This is a genomic window from Nocardia sp. bgisy134 (assembly GCF_057708325.1).
Window position 1 is genome coordinate 56,356 of record NZ_JBYIRW010000029.1, and the last position, 18,359, is coordinate 74,714.

The 18,359-nt window shown below is 66.9% G+C and carries 18 protein-coding genes; all 18 read left to right on the plus strand.

Translation table 11 applies throughout. The annotated features are described in order from the left end of the window. Positions 1-122: 122 nt before the first annotated feature. On the plus strand, positions 123-2,159 hold the full coding sequence (rho, locus tag AC3ERS_RS34125) for a transcription termination factor Rho (protein ID WP_431972282.1): 2,037 nt from the start codon (positions 123-125) through the stop codon (positions 2,157-2,159). A gap of 1,027 nt (positions 2,160-3,186) precedes the next feature. Next, entirely contained in the window at positions 3,187-3,417 is a 231-nt protein-coding gene (gene rpmE, locus AC3ERS_RS34130) for a 50S ribosomal protein L31 (RefSeq protein ID WP_431972283.1), read from the plus strand. A gap of 129 nt (positions 3,418-3,546) precedes the next feature. Next, the gene (gene prfA, locus AC3ERS_RS34135; protein WP_431972284.1) at positions 3,547-4,617 is read left to right on the plus strand and encodes a peptide chain release factor 1; all 1,071 of its coding nucleotides are present in this window, start codon (positions 3,547-3,549) and stop codon (positions 4,615-4,617) included. A 96-nt stretch (positions 4,618-4,713) separates the two neighbouring features. Then, positions 4,714-5,586, plus strand: a complete 873-nt coding sequence (gene prmC / locus AC3ERS_RS34140) for a peptide chain release factor N(5)-glutamine methyltransferase (RefSeq protein WP_431972285.1) — start codon at positions 4,714-4,716, stop codon at positions 5,584-5,586. A 34-nt stretch (positions 5,587-5,620) separates the two neighbouring features. Further along, the gene (locus AC3ERS_RS34145; RefSeq protein ID WP_431972286.1) at positions 5,621-6,286 is read left to right on the plus strand and encodes an L-threonylcarbamoyladenylate synthase; all 666 of its coding nucleotides are present in this window, start codon (positions 5,621-5,623) and stop codon (positions 6,284-6,286) included. Between the two features lie 16 nt (positions 6,287-6,302). Beyond that, positions 6,303-7,460, plus strand: coding sequence for a glycosyltransferase family 4 protein (locus tag AC3ERS_RS34150; protein ID WP_431972287.1), 1,158 nt, complete (start codon positions 6,303-6,305; stop codon positions 7,458-7,460). A 10-nt stretch (positions 7,461-7,470) separates the two neighbouring features. Then, positions 7,471-7,929 carry a Cg1360 family ATP-synthase-associated protein gene (locus AC3ERS_RS34155; protein ID WP_431972288.1) on the plus strand — a complete coding sequence of 153 codons (459 nt, stop codon included), beginning with the start codon at positions 7,471-7,473 and terminating at the stop codon, positions 7,927-7,929. Between the two features lie 265 nt (positions 7,930-8,194). Further along, positions 8,195-9,025: a F0F1 ATP synthase subunit A gene (gene atpB, locus AC3ERS_RS34160; RefSeq protein ID WP_488186315.1), complete on the plus strand. Its 831-nt coding sequence runs from the start codon at positions 8,195-8,197 to the stop codon at positions 9,023-9,025. A gap of 75 nt (positions 9,026-9,100) precedes the next feature. Further along, the gene (locus AC3ERS_RS34165; protein ID WP_067844703.1) at positions 9,101-9,346 is read left to right on the plus strand and encodes an ATP synthase F0 subunit C; all 246 of its coding nucleotides are present in this window, start codon (positions 9,101-9,103) and stop codon (positions 9,344-9,346) included. Between the two features lie 5 nt (positions 9,347-9,351). Further along, positions 9,352-9,912, plus strand: a complete 561-nt coding sequence (locus AC3ERS_RS34170) for a F0F1 ATP synthase subunit B (protein ID WP_431972290.1) — start codon at positions 9,352-9,354, stop codon at positions 9,910-9,912. Between the two features lie 97 nt (positions 9,913-10,009). Beyond that, positions 10,010-10,819, plus strand: a complete 810-nt coding sequence (locus tag AC3ERS_RS34175; RefSeq protein WP_431972291.1) for a F0F1 ATP synthase subunit delta — start codon at positions 10,010-10,012, stop codon at positions 10,817-10,819. Between the two features lie 67 nt (positions 10,820-10,886). Beyond that, a complete protein-coding gene (gene atpA, locus AC3ERS_RS34180; RefSeq protein WP_431972292.1) occupies positions 10,887-12,524 on the plus strand; it encodes a F0F1 ATP synthase subunit alpha in 1,638 nt (545 codons plus the stop codon). A gap of 51 nt (positions 12,525-12,575) precedes the next feature. Next, positions 12,576-13,547: a F0F1 ATP synthase subunit gamma gene (locus AC3ERS_RS34185; protein WP_431972293.1), complete on the plus strand. Its 972-nt coding sequence runs from the start codon at positions 12,576-12,578 to the stop codon at positions 13,545-13,547. Positions 13,548-13,572: 25 nt separating this feature from the next. Then, positions 13,573-15,021: a F0F1 ATP synthase subunit beta gene (gene atpD / locus AC3ERS_RS34190; protein WP_357407918.1), complete on the plus strand. Its 1,449-nt coding sequence runs from the start codon at positions 13,573-13,575 to the stop codon at positions 15,019-15,021. A 6-nt stretch (positions 15,022-15,027) separates the two neighbouring features. Continuing rightward, entirely contained in the window at positions 15,028-15,405 is a 378-nt protein-coding gene (locus AC3ERS_RS34195) for a F0F1 ATP synthase subunit epsilon (RefSeq protein WP_431972294.1), read from the plus strand. A 186-nt stretch (positions 15,406-15,591) separates the two neighbouring features. Further along, the gene (locus tag AC3ERS_RS34200; RefSeq protein WP_431972295.1) at positions 15,592-16,014 is read left to right on the plus strand and encodes a DUF2550 domain-containing protein; all 423 of its coding nucleotides are present in this window, start codon (positions 15,592-15,594) and stop codon (positions 16,012-16,014) included. Between the two features lie 95 nt (positions 16,015-16,109). Further along, the gene (locus AC3ERS_RS34205) at positions 16,110-16,685 is read left to right on the plus strand and encodes a cob(I)yrinic acid a,c-diamide adenosyltransferase (protein WP_431972296.1); all 576 of its coding nucleotides are present in this window, start codon (positions 16,110-16,112) and stop codon (positions 16,683-16,685) included. 90 nt (positions 16,686-16,775) lie between these two features. Beyond that, complete coding sequence (gene murA, locus AC3ERS_RS34210) at positions 16,776-18,056, plus strand: UDP-N-acetylglucosamine 1-carboxyvinyltransferase (RefSeq protein ID WP_141807119.1); 1,281 nt, start codon at positions 16,776-16,778, stop codon at positions 18,054-18,056. Positions 18,057-18,359 lie beyond the last annotated feature (303 nt).

Genomic DNA, 18,359 nt, shown 5'->3' on the forward strand with positions numbered 1-18,359 from the left:
GTGGCGAAGCCTCCGGTCCGGCGGGGCAGGCGATACGGCAATACCGAGTCCGGCAGAGTGCCCGGACTGCGGGACGAACCCTCGAAACAGCACACGGCGGTCGAGGGAAGGAAAGGATTTCCGTGACAGATACGGACCTGCTCGCGACACCCGGGGTGGAATCCAACCCAAGTTCCTCGGGGGCCCGCGAAAGTGAATCCGGACAGATTTCGAAGATGAGCGAACAAACCGACGTCGCACGATCGGGGCTGACTGGAATGTTGTTGCCGCAGTTGCGCGCGCTGGCGGGAGAACTCGGTATCCGAGGCACCTCCGGAATGCGCAAGGGTGATTTGATCGCCGCCATCAAGGAGAACCAGGCCGGTAAACCCGCCAAGTCGGAGAAGCCCGCGCGCGCCGGGAAGGCCGAGCAGGCGGCCCTCGACGTGACGCCCGCGCCGGCCAAGGAGAAGGCTCCGGCCAAGGAGACCGCCAAGGAGAGCAAGGCGAAGGAAGCCGCGCCCGCCGAGAAGGCCGCCGCGCCCGCGCCCGAGGCTCCCGCCGATTCCGCTCCGTCGAAGTCCGAGAAGGCCGAGTCCGCGCCGACCGAAGCCGCCGCCCCCGCCGAGACCAGCGAAGAGTCCGGCCGCGACGGTGGCCAGCGCGGGCGTGGCCGGCAGCGTCGCGGCCGTGACCAGGCGCGTTCCGGCGGTGAGACCGCCGAGGCGCGTGGTGACGAGCAGAAGACGGACGCCGAACAGGGCGAACGTCGCCGCGACCGCGGTCAGGGCGAGCGTGGCCAGGGCGACCGCAGCCAGAACGGCGAGCAGCGCGGTCAGGGCGCAGGCGGCCGTGGTGACGGTGGCCGTGGCGAAGGCGGCCGTGGTGACGGTGGCCGTGGTGAAGGCGGTCGCGGTGGCGACGACGAGGAAGGCGGCCGCGGTCGCCGGGGTCGCCGGTTCCGCGAGCGTCGCCGCGGGCGCGATCGCGAGGGCGGCGCCGGGGAGACCCGCGAGCTCGAGATCCGCGAGGACGACGTCCTACAGCCGGTCGCGGGCATCCTGGACGTGCTGGACAACTACGCGTTCGTCCGCACCTCGGGCTACCTGGCCGGACCGAACGACGTCTACGTCTCGATGAACCTGGTCCGCAAGAACGGCCTGCGGCGCGGCGACGCGATCACCGGCGCCGTGCGGGCCCCGCGCGACGGCGAGCAGGCCAACCAGCGGCAGAAGTTCGACCCGCTGGTGCGGCTGGACACCGTCAACGGCGGCGACGTCGAGGTGGCCAAGAGGCGGCCCGAGTTCAGCAAGCTGACCCCGCTGTACCCGAACCAGCGGCTGCGGCTGGAGACTCAGCAGAACAAGCTGACGACCCGCGTGATCGATCTGATCATGCCGATCGGCAAGGGCCAGCGCGCGCTGATCGTGTCCCCGCCGAAGGCCGGTAAGACCACGATCATGCAGGACATCGCGAACGCGATCGCGACCAACAACCCCGAGGTTTACCTGATGGTGGTGCTGGTCGACGAGCGTCCCGAAGAGGTCACCGACATGCAGCGTTCGGTGAAGGGCGAGGTCATCGCCTCGACCTTCGACCGTCCGCCGAGCGATCACACCTCGGTCGCCGAGCTGGCCATCGAGCGGGCCAAGCGGCTGGTCGAGGCGGGCAAAGACGTTGTGGTGCTGCTGGACTCGATCACCCGACTGGGCCGCGCGTACAACAACTCGTCGCCCGCTTCGGGCCGCATCCTCTCCGGTGGTGTCGACTCGACCGCGCTGTACCCGCCCAAGCGGTTCCTCGGCGCGGCGCGCAACATCGAGAACGGCGGCTCGCTGACGATCATCGCCACCGCCATGGTGGAGACCGGTTCGACCGGTGACACGGTGATCTTCGAGGAGTTCAAGGGCACCGGTAACGCGGAGCTCAAGCTGGACCGCAAGATCGCGGAACGGCGCGTGTTCCCCGCGGTGGACGTCAACCCGTCCGGTACCCGCAAGGACGAGCTACTGCTGAGCCCAGACGAGGCGGCGGTGCTGCACAAGTTGCGCCGCGTGCTTTCGGGCTTGGACTCGCACCAGGCGATCGATCTGCTGATCGACCGACTGAGGAAGTCCAAGAACAACCTCGAGTTCCTGATGCAGGTCAGCAAGACCGCGCCGGGCGCGCTGGACGAGTAGCGGTACGAGTCGTCGTGCCTCCGAAGGGGCTTCGCTTTCGCGGAGCCCCTTCGGCGCGTACGGACGGAAGAAGATCAGGCCGATGGCGGCCGCGCCGACGATCATGCAGGCGAGGAACAGCGCCGTCGCAGGACCCGAAGCGCCTGCCGACCCGGGGGATCGCTCGTAGTAGGCGACCGTATCGGCGGGTGCGTAGACGGCGGTCTGCGTGGGCTCGGGCGTCGCAAACCAGCCCACCGCGACAGTGAGAATCAACAGAACGAAGACCGCGAGCGCGACTCGGCTGTTCATAGCGTTCTCCTTTCTGTCTCGGCACGCCGGTGTGCAGCAGGAACTCGATACCTACGAACTCTATGAACAGTGCTGTTCGCCTTCCCGAGTAGCCGACTACTCGACTTGAGAGTTCCGTAAGGGCGGAGAGTCCGCGTGCCCAGACTTTCTGGGTGCCGTGTCGTCGACGCGCCGGTGCGCGCGGCTGCGCGGCCCCATGGACGGGCCGTGAACGGGCTCGTCGGCCTCGCCCTCGGGGTGAGTACGCGGGTGGGCGGGTTGGGTATTGCTGCTGTTGTGCACATGCGATCGGCTCGTGGTTCGTGTGCGTTTTCCGCTCGTGTGTTGCGCGCGGCGCGTCCGGCTGGTGGCCGTGAGTGCGATGCGTTCCGCGTCGTCGTGAGCGCGTTGCGCTGGGTTCGTTGAGCGCGTGGCGCTGGGTTTGTTGAGCGCGTGGCGCTGGGTTTGTTGAGCGCGTGGCGCTGGGTTTGTTGAGCGCGTGGCGCTGGGCTCGTGGTCGTGAGCGCAGGGCGTTCAGTCAATATTTCAACGGGTTGTCTTAGATACACGAAACAGGGAACAAAATGGTTGCCTGATGTGTTTTGGGTGCGTAGTAGCGGTTCTGGCATACTGGACCGCTGTGCGTCTGCGTCCTGCAGACAATCCCGCCGACCTCTGCGAAGCAGAGTTTGGAACCAGCGGTTCCGGTTCACGTCCCCGTGGCGACCCGGCGACCACTATCGAGAGGACACCATCCATGAAGGCAGGAATCCACCCGACGTATGTCGACACCACGGTGGTCTGTGGTTGCGGCAACACGTTCCAGACCCGCAGCACCAAGGAGTCGGGACACATCACCGTCGAGGTCTGCTCGCAGTGCCACCCCTTCTACACCGGCAAGCAGAAGATCCTGGACACCGGTGGTCGCGTGGCTCGCTTCGAGGCGCGCTACGGCAAGCGTGCGGGCAAGAAGGCCGACGCCAACTAGCTTCCTCGCCGACGCCCGGTTCTGCATTGCAGGCCGGGCGTCGGCGCATTTGTTGGCCCCGGTGCGTCAGCGCCGGATGACGAGAAATGCCGACCCGGCGCCGCCCGGGAACCGAGAGAAGGAAGCATCATGACGCAGCCGTCCGCGATCGACGACATTCTGGCCGAGCACGCGGGACTGGAAACGCAGCTGGCCGATCCGGCGCTGCACAACGATCCGGGCGCCGCGCGCCGCGTGGGCAAGCGATTCGCCGAACTGGCCCCGATCATGGGCACCTACAACAAGCTGAAGACCGCGCAGGACGATCTGGCCGCCGCGCAGGAACTGGCCGATGACGACCCAGCCTTCGCCGCCGAGATCCCCGATCTGCGGCGCGAGGTGGAAGAACTCGAACAGGCGCTGGCCGACCTGCTCGCCCCGCGCGACCCGCACGACGGCGACGACGTCGTGCTCGAGGTGAAGTCCGGCGAGGGCGGCGAGGAGTCCGCGCTGTTCGCCGCGGACCTGGCCCGCATGTACATCCGTTACGCCGAGCGGCACGGCTGGAAGGTCGAGGTGCTCGGCGCCACCGTCTCCGACCTCGGCGGATACAAGGACGCCACGCTGTCCATCAAGAGCCGCGACGCGGTGCGCGACGGCGTGTGGTCCCGGTTCAAGTTCGAGGGCGGCGTGCACCGGGTGCAGCGCGTACCGGTGACCGAATCGCAGGGACGCATCCACACCTCGGCCGCGGGCGTGCTCATCTACCCGGAGCCCGACGAGGTCGAGGAGGTGCAGATCGACGAGTCCGATCTGCGCGTCGACGTCTATCGCTCGTCCGGCAAGGGTGGCCAGGGCGTGAACACCACCGACTCGGCCGTTCGCATCACGCACCTGCCCTCCGGCATCGTCGTGACCTGCCAGAACGAACGCTCCCAGCTGCAGAACAAGGCCCGCGCCATGCAGGTGCTCGCGGCGCGCCTCCAGGCGCTCGCCGAGGAGCAGGCCGACCAGGAGGCCGCGGCCGGTCGCGCCAGCCAGATCCGCACCGTGGACCGTTCCGAACGCATCCGCACCTACAACTTCCCGGAGAATCGGATCACCGATCACCGCATCGGCTTCAAATCCCACAACCTCGACGCGGTCCTCGACGGCGACCTCGACGCCCTCCTCGACGCACTCGGCAAGGCCGACCGCGAGGCCCGCATGGCGGCCGAATAAGCCGCACACAGTTCCGTACCGGCTCTGTGTGGCGTCCGAAGTACCGATTCCGGGAAGTGAACAATGGGCGCATCCGAAATCGGCGAGAGTGGGGTGGTGGGTCGCGTGTCTCTGCGTTCAGTGATCAATGAAGCCGTCGAACAATTGCAGGCCGCGGGTGTGCCGAGTCCGCGGGCGGATGCCGAGCAGCTCGCCGCGCATCTGCTCGGGGTCGAGCGGACTCGTTTGGCCTTGGTGCCGCTGGTGGATCCGGTGCTCGTCGCGGACTATCGCGCGCTGGTCGACCGGCGCGCCCAGCGCATTCCGTTGCAGCATCTGACCGGCGTCGCGCCGATGGGGGAGATCGATCTCGCGGTCGGCCCTGGCGTCTTCGTGCCGCGGCCGGAGACCGAGTTGCTCTTCGCTTGGGCGCTGGCGTATTTGGAAGCGCTGCCGCACGATCATCAGCCGATCGTCATCGATTTCTGCGCGGGTTCGGGAGCGCTCGCGCTGGCGGTGGCGCACGCGCGGCCCGACGCACAGGTGCACGCGATCGAGATCGATCCCGCAGCCCTGCAATGGGCTCGCCGCAATGCCGACGACCGGATCGCCGACGGCGACACCCCGATCACCCTCTACGCCGACGATGTCACCGATCCGGACCTGCTCACCGAGCTGAACGGCCGCGTCGACCTGCTGCTGTCCAACCCGCCCTACATCCCCGAAGGCGCGGTGCTCGACCCCGAGGTCGCCGACCACGACCCGCACCTGGCGCTGTTCGGTGGTCCCGACGGGTTGGACGTCGTCCGGCGGATGGTGCCCAACATCACTCGCCTGCTGCGTCCGGGCGGCGCGACCGCCATCGAGCACGACGACACCAACGGCTCCGCCCTCGCCACGCTCCTCGCGGACACCGGCGATTTCGCCGACGTCGTCGAACACCCCGACCTTGCAGGCAAACCCCGCTTCGTCGTCGCCACCCGCACCTGATGCCCCACCTGCCCCATGTGCCAGGATGGGGGCCGTGAGTACCGTCTACGACTGCGCGGATCCCGACTCGCGCGCCGCCGGACTGTCCGCCGCGACCAGCGCCTTGAAATCCGGGCGGCTGGTGGTGATGCCCACCGACACGTTGTACGGCTTGGCGGCCGACGCTTTCGATGCCACCGCGGTGAGCGAGCTGCTGGCGGCCAAGCGCCGCGGCAGGGACATGCCGGTGCCGGTGCTGGTCGGGTCGTGGCACACCATCGACGGACTGGTCTTCTCGGTGCGCCCGCAGGCGCGCGAGCTGATCCGTGCGTTCTGGCCGGGTGGTCTGAGTCTCGTTGTGCAGCAAGCGCCTTCGCTGGCGTGGGATCTCGGTGACACGCGCGGCACGGTGATGCTGCGGATGCCGCTGCACCCCGTCGCGCTCGATCTGCTGCGCGAGGTGGGCCCGCTGGCCGTGTCCAGCGCCAACGTCTCCGGTCAACCGCCGGCGAAGACCGCCGCCGAAGCGCGTGAGCAGCTCGGCAGCCTGGTCGGCGTGTACCTCGACGGCGGCCCCGCCGCGCACGCGGTCGCCTCCACCATCGTGGATCTCACCGCGGACCAGCCGCGCGTGCTGCGCGAGGGCGCGGTCCCGGTGGCCGAGATCGCCGAGGTGCTCGGCATGTCGCCGGACGAGCTGACCAACACCCCCGCGCGGTGAGCGGGAGAAAGGTCGCATGATTTCCGGCTCCGGCTCGGTCGTTCCGCTGCGCGAGCTCTTGCTCGTCCTGTTGATCTCGGCCACGGTGACCTTCCTCGCCACCGGCGGCATCCGGCTGCTCGCGATCTCGTTCGGCGCGGTCGCGGTGCCGCGCGAGCGGGACGTGCACGTCAAGCCGATCCCGCGGATGGGCGGTGTCGGCATGTACATCGGCGTAGTGGCGGCGGTGCTCTTCGCGCACCAGTTGCCCGCGCTGCGCCGCGGCTTCGACTACGCGATCGACATTCCCGCGGTGCTGGTGGCGGCCACCATCATCGTGATCGTCGGCATCGTCGACGACCGCTGGGGACTCGACGCGCTCACCAAATTCGCGGGACAGGTGACGGCGGCAGGCGTCATGGCCGTGATGGGCCTGAGCTGGTACGTCATCTACAACCCGTTCAACAATTCCACGGTGGTGCTGGACGCCTTGCAGGGCGGTCTGGTGACCGTGGCGGTGGCTGTGACGCTGATCAACGCCATGAACTTCGTCGACGGCCTGGATGGCCTCGCGGCGGGGCTCGGCTTCATCTGCGCGGCGGCGGTTTTCGTGTTCTCCGTGGGGTTGCTCTACGAGCAGGGCGGCGACGTGAACACCTATCCGCCCGCCCTCCTCGCGGCGGCGCTCGCGGGTGCGTGCGCGGGATTTCTGCCGCACAATTTCCAGCCGGCGCAGATATTCATGGGCGACTCCGGATCGATGCTGATCGGCCTGATGCTGGCCTCGGTTTCCACCGGCGCGTCGGGCCGAATTCCGCTGCAAGGCTATGGTCCGCGCGACATCGTGGGTCTGCTTTCGCCGCTGCTGTTGGTGGGCGCCGTGATGTTCATTCCGGTGCTGGATCTGCTGCTGGCGATCGTGCGCAGAGTGCGCGCCGGAGTGAGTTTTTCCACCCCGGACAAAATGCACTTGCATCACCGTTTGCTGCAGATCGGCCATTCCCACCGGCGCGTGGTGCTGTTGATCTATTTGTGGGTCGGTGTGCTTGCATTCGGCGCCGTCGGCACCTCCTTGATGGACCGCAGAATCGTGGTTCTGCTGATGGCGGCGGGCCTCGTCTTCGCGCTCGTGGTGACCGCCATTCCGGGGCTGCGGCGCGGGGAGTCTGCGGCCGATCATCAGGCTGCTGAGTAAAGTCGCACCCGTGAGCTTTACTCCGAACCCGGTCCCCGGTCCCGACGCGCCGCTGAAGTCGGCGCTGCGCTACGGCCTGATCGGGCTGGCGGTACTGGTGGTACTGAGCGCCTCGATCGCGACCGCTGTCGCCGGGCTGCCCGGGTTGTGGGGTGCGCTGCTCGGCGCGGCCATCGGCGGCGTGTTCATCCTCACCACCGCGGCTGTGGTGCTGTTCGGCGCGAAGCTGCCGCCGAGCACGGCGGGCCTGGTCATGCTGGCCAGCTGGGCAGGCAAGGTGCTGCTGGTGCTCATCGCCGTCGCGGTGCTGAACCAGTTCGATTTCTACAACCGGATGGCGCTGTTCCTGACCGTCATCGGTTCCCTGCTCATCGTGCTCGGCGCGGAGACGTACGGCGTTCTGCGACAGAAGGTTCCGTATGTCTCGACCACCGCGGGCGACCCGGATCCGGCTCCCGAACAGGATTGACTCACCCCCCTACACAGCGTCGTAGATAACTTGGTAAAGTGTTGGTAAGCAAGCGACCAAGCGAGGGGGGATCCCCACGATCCCTCCGAGTACCGCTATGCTTACTGCCGTGCCGGGCTCCGAGGGTTCCGGTTCTGCATGTCGACGATGTCGCCGACACACGTACAGACGCCGCCCGAGCGGTATTGCCGCGCAGCTGCTGACGAACTTCGAGCCGACCTGAGTCGACCCAAATTGATCGTCAATGTCCGATCGAACCGCGGGAATGACCGTACCCGCGGCCCGAACACGGGAGAGAACGCTGAGCGTCACCACTTTGGCGTCGGGTGAGTTCCACGCGCCGTCGCTAACCGACTTCTTCCCTCCAGCTGTGCTGTTCGAGGGAACGCCGTTCGAACTCGATCGTTTGATGCTGGTCCGGCTGCTGATGACCGCAGTGCTGGTCGCTGTCATGCTGCTGGCATTCCGGAGTCCCCGAATCATTCCGCGCGGCCTACAGAATGTCGCCGAAATCGGGTTGGTCTTCGTCAAGGAGCAGATCTCCGAAGAGGTCCTCGGCAAGGAAACCGGACGCAAGTTCTTCCCGCTCATCGCGACGATCTTCTTCACGGTCCTCTTTCTGAACTTCTCCGGCATCATTCCGGGATTGAACATCTCCTCGAACGCGCGAATCGGCATGCCGCTGGTGCTGGCCGCGATCGCCTACATCGCGTTCAACTACGTGGGCATCAAGAAGTACGGGTTCTTCACCTACCTGCGCAGCAGCATCGTGGTGCCGAACGTGCCGCCCGCCCTGCACGTCCTGCTGATTCCGATCGAGTTCGTCTCGACCTTCATCCTGCGTCCGTTCACGCTGACCGTCCGACTCATGGCGAACATGCTGGCCGGCCACATCATGCTGGTGCTGTTCTTCAGCGCGACCTGGTTCTTCCTGTTCGACGCCGCCGCGTGGATGAAGGTGTTCTCGCCGTTCTCGCTGCTGGCGGGACTCGGGTTCACGCTGTTCGAGATGCTGGTCATCTTCCTGCAGGCCTACGTGTTCGCGCTGCTGACCGCCGTGTACATCGGCCTCGCCGAGCACGCAGATTCTCACTGACCGCATTACCAATCACTGAAGACCTGCTACACCGCGCCAACCGGCGGGTGAGCAACAGAAAGGGAAAGAAGACTCATGAGCCTCTCGTACCTGGCCCAGGAAGCTGCCACCGAGTCGACTCTGAAGGGCCTCGGCGCCGTCGGCTACGGCCTGGCCGCCATCGGCCCGGGCATCGGCGTCGGCATCGTCGTCGGTAAGGCGATCGAGGGTATCGCCCGTCAGCCCGAGCTGCAGGGCACGATCCGTACCAACATGTTCCTCGGTATCGCGTTCACCGAGGCGCTGGCCCTGATCGGCCTCGTCGCCGGCTTCATCTTCTGATTCCGATGTACGAGTTCGCAGTACTCGCAGCAGAGGGCGGAGAGGATGTGAATCCTCTCGTCCCCGAAACGTACGACATCGTCTGGTCGGTGGTCTGCGTCGCGATCATCGCGGTGCTGTTCTACAAGTACGTCATCCCGCGCCTGACCAAGGTGCTCGACGAGCGTGCCGACAAGATCGAAGGCGGTATCGCCAAGGCCGAGGCCGCGCAGGAAGAGGCACAGCTCACGCTGCAGCAGTATCAGCAGCAGCTGGCCGACGCCCGCCTCGAGGCCGCGCGCATCCGTGAGGACGCGCGCACCCAGGGCCAGCAGATCCTTGCGCAGATGCGCTCGGAGGCCCAGGCCGAAAGCGACCGCATCGTGGCCTCGGGCCACGCCCAGCTGGAAGCCCAGCGCCAGCAGATCCTCACCGAACTGCGCTCCGAAGTCGGCCGCACGGCCGTCGACCTGGCCGAGAAGATCATCGGTCAGTCGGTTTCGGACGAAGCCAAGCAGGCGGCCTCGATCGAGAAGTTCCTGAGCGAACTCGACGAGACCGACGCCGGTATCGGGGTCGGAAGGTAACCATGTCTGAGCGGGTCAACGGCCGGAGGCGGAAGCGGAGCGTAACCACGCAGGCCGTCCCGTCCAGACGAGATTGGATACAGCGAAAGTGAGAAGCATGTACGCAGCGAGCCGCGAGGCCAGCTCCCGGTCCCGGGAGGCGCTTCGGGCCGCTCTGACCGGAAGCGACAGTGTTGCCGCCACGACGGGCTCGGAACTGTTCGCCGCTGTCGCCGTTCTGGACGACCAGCGTTCGCTGCGTGTTGCGCTCGCGGACGTGTCGGTGCCCGGTTCGGTGCGCGCCGAGCTGAGCGAGCGGGTCTTCGGCGGCAAGGTCAGCCCTGCCACCCTGGCGGTGCTGACCACCGCGGTGGCCCAGGACTGGTCGCGGACCTCCGACCTGGTCGACACTCTGGTGCTGCTCGGGCAGGAGGCTCTGCTGGAGTCGGCCGCCGACAGCGGCAGGCTCGACGCGGTCGAGGACGAGCTGTTCCGGCTCGGCCGCATCGTGGCCGACAACCCCGAGCTGGACCAGGCTCTTTCGGACCGCGGCAAGCCGGCGTCGGCCAAGCGCGAGCTGGTCGCCGGCCTGCTGTCCGGCAAGGCCGAGTCCATCACCGTGACCCTCGCGGAGCAGGCGGTGGCCCGGCAGCGCAACGGCATCGGCGTGGCCTTCGACGAGTTGTCCGACCTGGCCGCCGCCCGGCGTGACCAGATCGTCGCGCACGTGAGTGCCGCGATCGCCCTGACGCCGCAGCAGCGGGAGCGGCTGGCCGCCTCTCTGCAGCGCATCTACGGCAAGCCGATCACGGTGCACGTGCAGGTCGACCAGAGCCTGCTGAGCGGGCTGGTCGTGCGCGTCGGTGACGACGTGATCGACGGCAGCGCCACCGGCCGACTGGAGCGGCTGCGCCGCGAACTGGCGTAGCCCGGCTCAGCCGGCCCCGGCGCCAACCACCGACATTCGAGACCCTTACAGCGAGAGCAGGAAGAACATGGCGGAGCTGACGATCTCCTCCGACGAGATCCGTAGCGCGATCGAGAGCTACACCCAGAGCTACACCCCCCAGACGTCCATCGAAGAAGTCGGTGTCGTCACCGACACCAGCGACGGCATCGCGCACGTCAGCGGCCTGCCCTCGGCTATGGCCAACGAGCTGCTCGAGTTCCCGGGCGGCGTGCTCGGCGTGGCGCTGAACCTCGAGGACCGCGAGATCGGTGCGGTCATCCTCGGCGAGTTCGCCGAGATCGAAGAGGGCCAGCAGGTCCGCCGCACCGGTGACGTGCTCTCGGTTCCCGTCGGCGACAAGTTCCTCGGCCGCGTGGTGAACCCGCTCGGTCAGCCGATCGACGGCCTCGGCGAGATCGAGGCCGACGAGCGTCGTGTGCTGGAGCTGCAGGCCGCGTCCGTGCTGGAGCGCCAGCCGGTCGAGGAGCCGATGGCCACCGGCATCACCGCCATCGACGCCCTGACCGCGATCGGCCGCGGCCAGCGTCAGCTGATCATCGGCGACCGCAAGACCGGCAAGACCGCCGTCTGCATCGACGCGATCCTGAACCAGAAGGCCAACTGGGAGTCCGGCGACCCCACCAAGCAGATGCGCTGCATCTACGTCGCCATCGGCCAGAAGGGTTCCACCATCGCGGGCGTGAAGGCCGCGCTGGAGCAGCACGGCGCGATGGAGTACACCACCATCGTCGCGGCCCCGGCCTCCGACTCCGCCGGCTTCAAGTGGCTGGCCCCCTACACCGGCTCGGCCATCGGCCAGCACTGGATGTACCAGGGCAAGCACGTCCTGATCGTGTTCGACGACCTGACCAAGCAGGCCGAGGCCTACCGCGCCATCTCGCTGCTGCTGCGTCGCCCGCCGGGCCGCGAGGCGTACCCGGGTGACGTCTTCTACCTGCACTCCCGTCTGCTCGAGCGTTGCGCCAAGCTCTCCGACGAGATGGGCGCCGGCTCGATGACCGGTCTGCCGATCATCGAGACCAAGGCCAACGACGTCTCGGCGTTCATCCCGACCAACGTCATCTCCATCACCGACGGCCAGGTCTTCCTCGAGTCCGACCTGTTCAACAAGGGTGTCCGCCCGGCGATCAACGTCGGTACCTCGGTCTCCCGTGTCGGTGGCGCCGCCCAGACCAAGGGCATGAAGAAGGTCGCCGGTTCGCTGCGTCTGGAAATGGCGCAGTACCGCGAGCTGGAGGCGTTCTCCGCCTTCGCCTCCGACCTCGACGCCGCCTCGCTGGCGCAGCTCGAGCGCGGCGCCCGCTGGGTGGAGCTGCTCAAGCAGGACCAGTACTCCCCGGTCGCGGTCGAAGACCAGATCGTGTCGATCTTCCTGGTCGACGCCGGTTACTACGACTCGGTTCCGGTCGCCGACATCCGCCGCTTCAACGTGGAGCTGATCGAGGACCTGCACCGCAGCGCGGCCGACGCGTTCAAGTCGATCGAGGGCGGCAAGGTCCTCGACGCCGAGAACGGCGACGCCATCAAGGCGGCCACCGACAAGTTCAAGCAGGGCTTCCTCGCCTCCGACGGCAGCCGTGTGGTGAACGAGGCGGAGGCGGGCGAGCTGGACCACGAAGAGGTCGAGTCGCTGTCCGTCACCCGCAAGCACGTCGAGAAGTAATCGGGCGAGCAATGCGCTATTGGAATCTGGCGAATGAAGGGAGTGTGAACCGTGGCAAGCTTGCGTGAATTGCGCTCCCGCATTCGTGGTGTGAATTCGATCAAGAAGATCACCAAGGCCCAAGAGCTGATCGCGACCTCGCGAATCTCCAAGGCCCAGGCCAGGGTCGCGGCCGCCAAGCCGTACGCGGAGGAGATCACCAAGGTTCTCGCCGAGCTCGCGAGCGCGTCGAAGAACCTCTCCCACCCGCTGCTGACCGAGCGCCCCAACCCGCGTCGCGCCGCCGTGCTGGTGATCACCAGTGACAGCGGCATGTGCGGTGGCTACAACTCCAACGTGCTCAAGCGCGCCGAAGAGCTGATGACCACCCTGCGCGGCGAGGGCAAGGAGCCGGTGCTGTACGTGATGGGCAACAAGGGCCTGACGTACTACACCTTCCGTAACCGCCCGCTGGTCTCGTCGTGGACCGGTTTCTCACAGCAACCGAAGTACACCGACGCCTCGGCGGCCTGCCACCACCTGGTCGACGCGTTCATGGCGGGCTCGGAAGGCCAGGTGCCGCATCCCCACGGGACCGGCGACATCGAGGGCGTCGACGAGCTGCACATCGTGTACACGCGGTTCGTGTCGATGTTGACGCAGACCCCGGAGGTGCGCCGGCTGGCGCCTATCCAGGTGAGCTTCGTCGACGAGAACTTCGACATGGGCGCGGACTCGTTCTCCGATTCGCCCACCGCCGAACCGCAGGCGCAGTACGAATTCGAGCCCGACGCTGATGTACTACTGGCGGCGCTGCTGCCGAAGTACGTGAACACGCGTATCTACGCGTCGTTGCTCGAGGCAGCGGCATCCGAGTCCGCGGCTCGGCGCACCGCAATGAAGGCGGCCACCGACAACGCCAACGAACTCGCCAGCGTGCTTCAGCGCGAGGCGAACTCGGTGCGGCAGGCCCAGATCACGCAGGAAATCAGCGAAATCGTCGGCGGCGTGAACGCGCTGGCGTCGAGCTCGGACCGCGACTAGAAGCGCAGGAAGAGAACCAATCCAAATGACCGCAGCTGTCACTCAAGACAACACGAGCCGGACCGGCGCCGCCGCAGGCCGCGTCGTCCGGGTCATCGGCCCCGTCGTGGACGTCGAGTTCCCGCGTGGCGCGATCCCCGAGCTTTTCAACGCTCTGAACGCCGACATCAAGCTCGCGTCGGTGGCCAAGACCCTGACCCTCGAGGTCGCCCAGCACCTCGGCGACAACATCGTGCGCACCATCTCGATGCAGCCGACCGACGGCCTGGTCCGCGGCGCGACCGTCACCGACACCGGCAAGCCGATCTCGGTGCCCGTCGGTGACGTCGTCAAGGGCCACGTCTTCAACGCCCTCGGCGACTGCCTCGACGCGCCGGGCACCGGCCGCGACGGCGAGCAGTGGGGCATCCACCGCAAGCCACCGAGCTTCGACCAGCTCGAGGGCAAGACCGAGATCCTCGAGACCGGCATCAAGGTCATCGACCTGCTGACCCCGTACGTGAAGGGCGGCAAGATCGGTCTGTTCGGTGGTGCCGGTGTCGGCAAGACCGTTCTGATCCAGGAGATGATCACCCGTATCGCGCGTGAGTTCTCCGGCACCTCCGTGTTCGCGGGCGTCGGTGAGCGCACCCGTGAGGGCACCGACCTCCGCCTGGAGATGGAGGAGATGGGCGTCCTCCAGGACACCGCCCTCGTCTTCGGTCAGATGGACGAGCCGCCGGGCACCCGTATGCGCGTCGCCCTCTCGGCCCTCACCATGGCCGAGTACTTCCGCGACGTGCAGCACCAGGACGTGCTGCTCTTCATCGACAACATCTTCCGGTTCACCCAGGCCGGTTCCGAGGTGTCGACCCTGCTCGGCCGTATGCCCTCCGCCGTCGGCTACCAGCCCACGCTGGCCGACGAGATGGGTGAGCTGCAGGAGCGCATCACCTCGACCCGTGGTCGGTCGATCACCTCGCTGCAGGCCATCTACGTGCCCGCCGACGACTACACCGACCCGGCCCCGGCGACCACCTTCGCCCACCTCGACGCGACGACCGAGCTCTCCCGCCCGATCTCGCAGAAGGGCATCTACCCGGCCGTCGACCCGCTGACCTCGACCTCCCGCATCCTGGAGGCCTCGATCGTCGGCGACCGGCACTTCGCCGTGGCCAACGAGGTGAAGCGGATCCTGCAGAAGTACAAGGAACTGCAGGACATCATCGCCATCCTCGGTATGGACGAGCTCTCCGAAGAGGACAAGGTCCTCGTCGGCCGCGCCCGTCGTCTGGAGAAGTTCCTCGGCCAGAACTTCATCGTGGCCGAGAAGTTCACCGGTCAGGTGGGTTCGGTCGTGCCGCTGGAGCAGACCATCGACGACTTCGACCGGGTCTGCAAGGGCGAGTTCGACCACTACCCGGAGCAGGCGTTCAACTCCTGCGGTGGTCTCGACGACGTCGAGGCGGCCGCGAAGAAGATCGCCGGAAAGTAGTCACCGATGGCAGAAATGTCAGTCGATCTCGTCGCCGTAGAGCGACTGCTCTGGTCCGGACAGGCGTCGTTCGTCAGCGCGCAGACCACCGAGGGCCAGATCGGCATCATGCCGGGCCACGAGCCGCTCCTCGGCCAGCTGGTCGAGGGCGGCACCGTGAACATCGTGTCCACCGATGGCGAGCGGATCGTTGCCGCCGTGCACGGCGGTTTCTTCTCGGTCACCGCCACCACGGTGCGGGTCCTGGCCGAGTCCGCCGAGTTCGCCGGTGAGGTGGACGTCGAGGAGGCACGCAAGGTGCTGGCCGACACGTCCGCCACCGAGGAACAGCAGCGCGCGGCGCAGGCCCGTGTGCGCGCGGTGGAGCAGGTCGCGAACGCCTGAAGACCCTGACGGGTCGTGTACATCCCCATTGTCGGCGGCGAAGGTATCTTCGCCGCCGACAATGGTATTCAGCCCCAGGTGCTCACCCGTTTGTAGACTCGTGTTTGAATGTCGCAACGGATGGGTATCCGCCGCGGTTCGTGACGCGGATGCCGAGCGAAAGGACGGACAGCATTGCAAACCGGGATGGTTGTCTTGATCATTCTGGTGCTGCTGCTGGTCGCATTGGCGTTGATCTCCGTCTACCGACTGATCATGCTGCGCCGCGGCGGGACCGCCGCGATCCTGCGTGTGCTGCCCGCGAACGGCGGCCAGGGCTGGCGGCACGGTCTCATTCGCTACGACGAGGACCGTCTCGTCTTCTTCAAACTCACCAGTCTCAAGCTGGGCCCGGACGCCACCATTCGGCGCCGTGGCATCGAGGTCGGTGACCGTCGCGGACCCCGCGGCGACGAATACGACATCATGACCGACGAAATCATCGTCACCGAGGTGGCCGACGCCGAGGGCAACTACGAACTCGCGCTCGACCGCGGCGCCCGCGCGGCCTTCCTGTCCTGGGTGGAATCCCGCCCGTCGGACCGCACCCGCCGTATGCCTGGTCTATAGCGAGCGGAGAATCGCATGAGCGAGCGTCAGCGAGTGATTCATCGACACAGCGTGCCAACGCGCGCGACGTGGCCGAGCGTCAGCGAGGACGCGTCGTGAGTGTTCATCTGACGCGGATCTACACCAGGACCGGTGACGACGGAACCACCGGGCTCAGCGATTTCTCGCGTGTGTCGAAGACCGATTCCCGCCTGGTCGCCTACGCGGACTGCGACGAAGCCAATGCGGCCATCGGGGTCGCGATCGCCCTCGGCGCGCCGGACGAGCACCTTCTGACGGTGCTGCGCCAGCTCCAGAACGATCTGTTCGACGCGGGCGCCGACCTCTCCACCCCCGTGGTGGCCGAACCCAAGTATCCGCCGCTGCGCATCACCCAGGACTACATCGACCGGCTGGAAGGCTGGTGTGACGAGTTCAATGCCGAACTGGCGCCGCTGAATTCGTTCATTCTGCCGGGCGGCACTCCGCTCGCCGCGCTGCTGCACACCGCGCGCACCGTGGCCCGGCGCGCCGAACGCTCCGCGTGGGCGGCCGTCGCGGCGCATCCCGAGGACACCAGCGTTCTCCCGGCGAAGTACCTCAATCGGCTCTCGGACCTGCTCTTCATCCTGAGCCGGTACACCAATCCCGAGGGCGACATTCTGTGGCAGCCCGGTGGCGGCAAGAAATAGCCGGGATATCGCCCCTTCGGATCGTGTCGGAGCACACCGGGATCGCGTACACGCGCGTGCGCATCGTCGACGGTGGATAAGCTACCCAGTGTGAGCGAACGGTTTCTGGTCACCGGGGGCAATCGGCTCGTCGGCGAGGTCGCGGTAGGAGGCGCTAAGAACAGCGTCCTCAAGCTGATGGCCGCAGCCCTGCTTGCCGAGGGCACGTCGACGATCACGAACTGCCCCGACATTCTCGATGTGCCGCTGATGGCCGAGGTGCTGCGCGGGCTGGGGTGCGAGGTCGTCATCTCGGACGACGCACCTGGCGACCGTTCGGTGGTCACCATCACCACGCCCGCGGAACCGAAGTACCACGCGGACTTCCCCGCCGTGACGCAGTTCCGCGCCTCGGTGTGCGTGCTCGGTCCGCTGATGGCCAGATGCAAGCGCGCGGTGGTCGCGCTGCCCGGCGGCGACGCGATCGGTTCCCGTCCGCTCGACATGCACCAGGCAGGCCTGCGCCTGCTCGGCGCGACGAGCGAGATCGAGCACGGCTGCGTCGTCGCGCGCGCCGACGAACTGCAGGGCGCGCGGATCCGGCTGGACTTCCCCTCGGTCGGCGCCACCGAGAACATCCTCATGGCCGCGGTGCTGGCCGAGGGCGAGACGGTCATCGACAACGCGGCGCGCGAGCCCGACATCGTCGACCTGTGCAACATGCTGGTGCAGATGGGCGCCCGGATCAGCGGCGCGGGTACCTCGGTGCTCACCATCCAAGGCGTGAAGCGGCTGCGCCCGACCGATCACCGGGTGATCGGCGACCGCATCGTCGCCGCGACGTGGGGGATCGCCGCGTCCATGACGATGGGCGACGTGCGCGTCACCGGCGTGAACCCGAAGCACCTTTCACTGGTGCTGGACAAGCTGCGTTCGGCCGGCGCGCGAATCTCCTTCGACCTGGACGGCTTCCGTGTCGTACAGCCGGAGCGTCCGCGCGCGGTGAACTTCTCGACCCTGCCTTTCCCCGGTTTCCCGACCGATTTGCAGCCGATGGCCATCGGCCTTGCCGCCATCGCGGACGGCACGTCGATGATCACCGAGAACATCTTCGAGGCGCGGTTCCGTTTCGTGGAGGAGATGATCCGGCTGGGCGCCGACGCCCGCACCGACGGTCACCACGCGGTGGTGCGCGGTATTCCGCGGCTTTCCAGCGCGCCGGTGTGGTCGTCGGATATTCGGGCCGGCGCGGGTCTGGTGCTCGCGGGTCTGGTCGCCGACGGCACCACCGAGGTGCACGACGTCTTCCATATCGACCGCGGTTACCCCAATTTCGTAGAGCAGCTGCAGGCATTGGGCGGTTTGGTGGAGCGGGTCGGGGCGCCGGATTGATCTTGTCCGCGGTCCAGAACGATCTTGTCCGCAGGCGGTGTTGATCTCCGGTCGTCGAAAACCCGTATTGACCAGGCGATTTGACATCGTGAACGCAGACACGTAACTTTATTCAAGTCAGAGCGACACGGACACCGACCCGGAGCCGAGACGCCAAGCCGAGAGGCTGGGCGCGGACCGGGAAACGAGGTAGTACGAGGAGCGCCTGACGGTCACACTAGCTCGATTGGGACCCCGATTTGGTTTCGGGTTACTGGCCGCGCTAAGCTGTAAAAGTTGCCTCACCGATTGATCGGGGTTAAG

Bases quoted from the DNA above. Each gene is read 5' to 3' on its own strand.
- rpmE (WP_431972283.1), top strand. From the start codon at position 3,187: ATGAAGGCAGGAATCCACCCGACGTATGTCGACACCACGGTGGTCTGT.
- prfA (WP_431972284.1), top strand. From the start codon at position 3,547: ATGACGCAGCCGTCCGCGATCGACGACATTCTGGCCGAGCACGCGGGA.
- AC3ERS_RS34150 (WP_431972287.1), top strand. From the start codon at position 6,303: ATGATTTCCGGCTCCGGCTCGGTCGTTCCGCTGCGCGAGCTCTTGCTC.
- atpB (WP_488186315.1), top strand. From the start codon at position 8,195: ATGACCGTACCCGCGGCCCGAACACGGGAGAGAACGCTGAGCGTCACC.
- AC3ERS_RS34165 (WP_067844703.1), top strand. From the start codon at position 9,101: ATGAGCCTCTCGTACCTGGCCCAGGAAGCTGCCACCGAGTCGACTCTG.
- AC3ERS_RS34170 (WP_431972290.1), top strand. From the start codon at position 9,352: ATGTACGAGTTCGCAGTACTCGCAGCAGAGGGCGGAGAGGATGTGAAT.
- AC3ERS_RS34175 (WP_431972291.1), top strand. From the start codon at position 10,010: ATGTACGCAGCGAGCCGCGAGGCCAGCTCCCGGTCCCGGGAGGCGCTT.
- atpA (WP_431972292.1), top strand. From the start codon at position 10,887: ATGGCGGAGCTGACGATCTCCTCCGACGAGATCCGTAGCGCGATCGAG.
- atpD (WP_357407918.1), top strand. From the start codon at position 13,573: ATGACCGCAGCTGTCACTCAAGACAACACGAGCCGGACCGGCGCCGCC.
- AC3ERS_RS34195 (WP_431972294.1), top strand. From the start codon at position 15,028: ATGGCAGAAATGTCAGTCGATCTCGTCGCCGTAGAGCGACTGCTCTGG.
- AC3ERS_RS34200 (WP_431972295.1), top strand. From the start codon at position 15,592: ATGGTTGTCTTGATCATTCTGGTGCTGCTGCTGGTCGCATTGGCGTTG.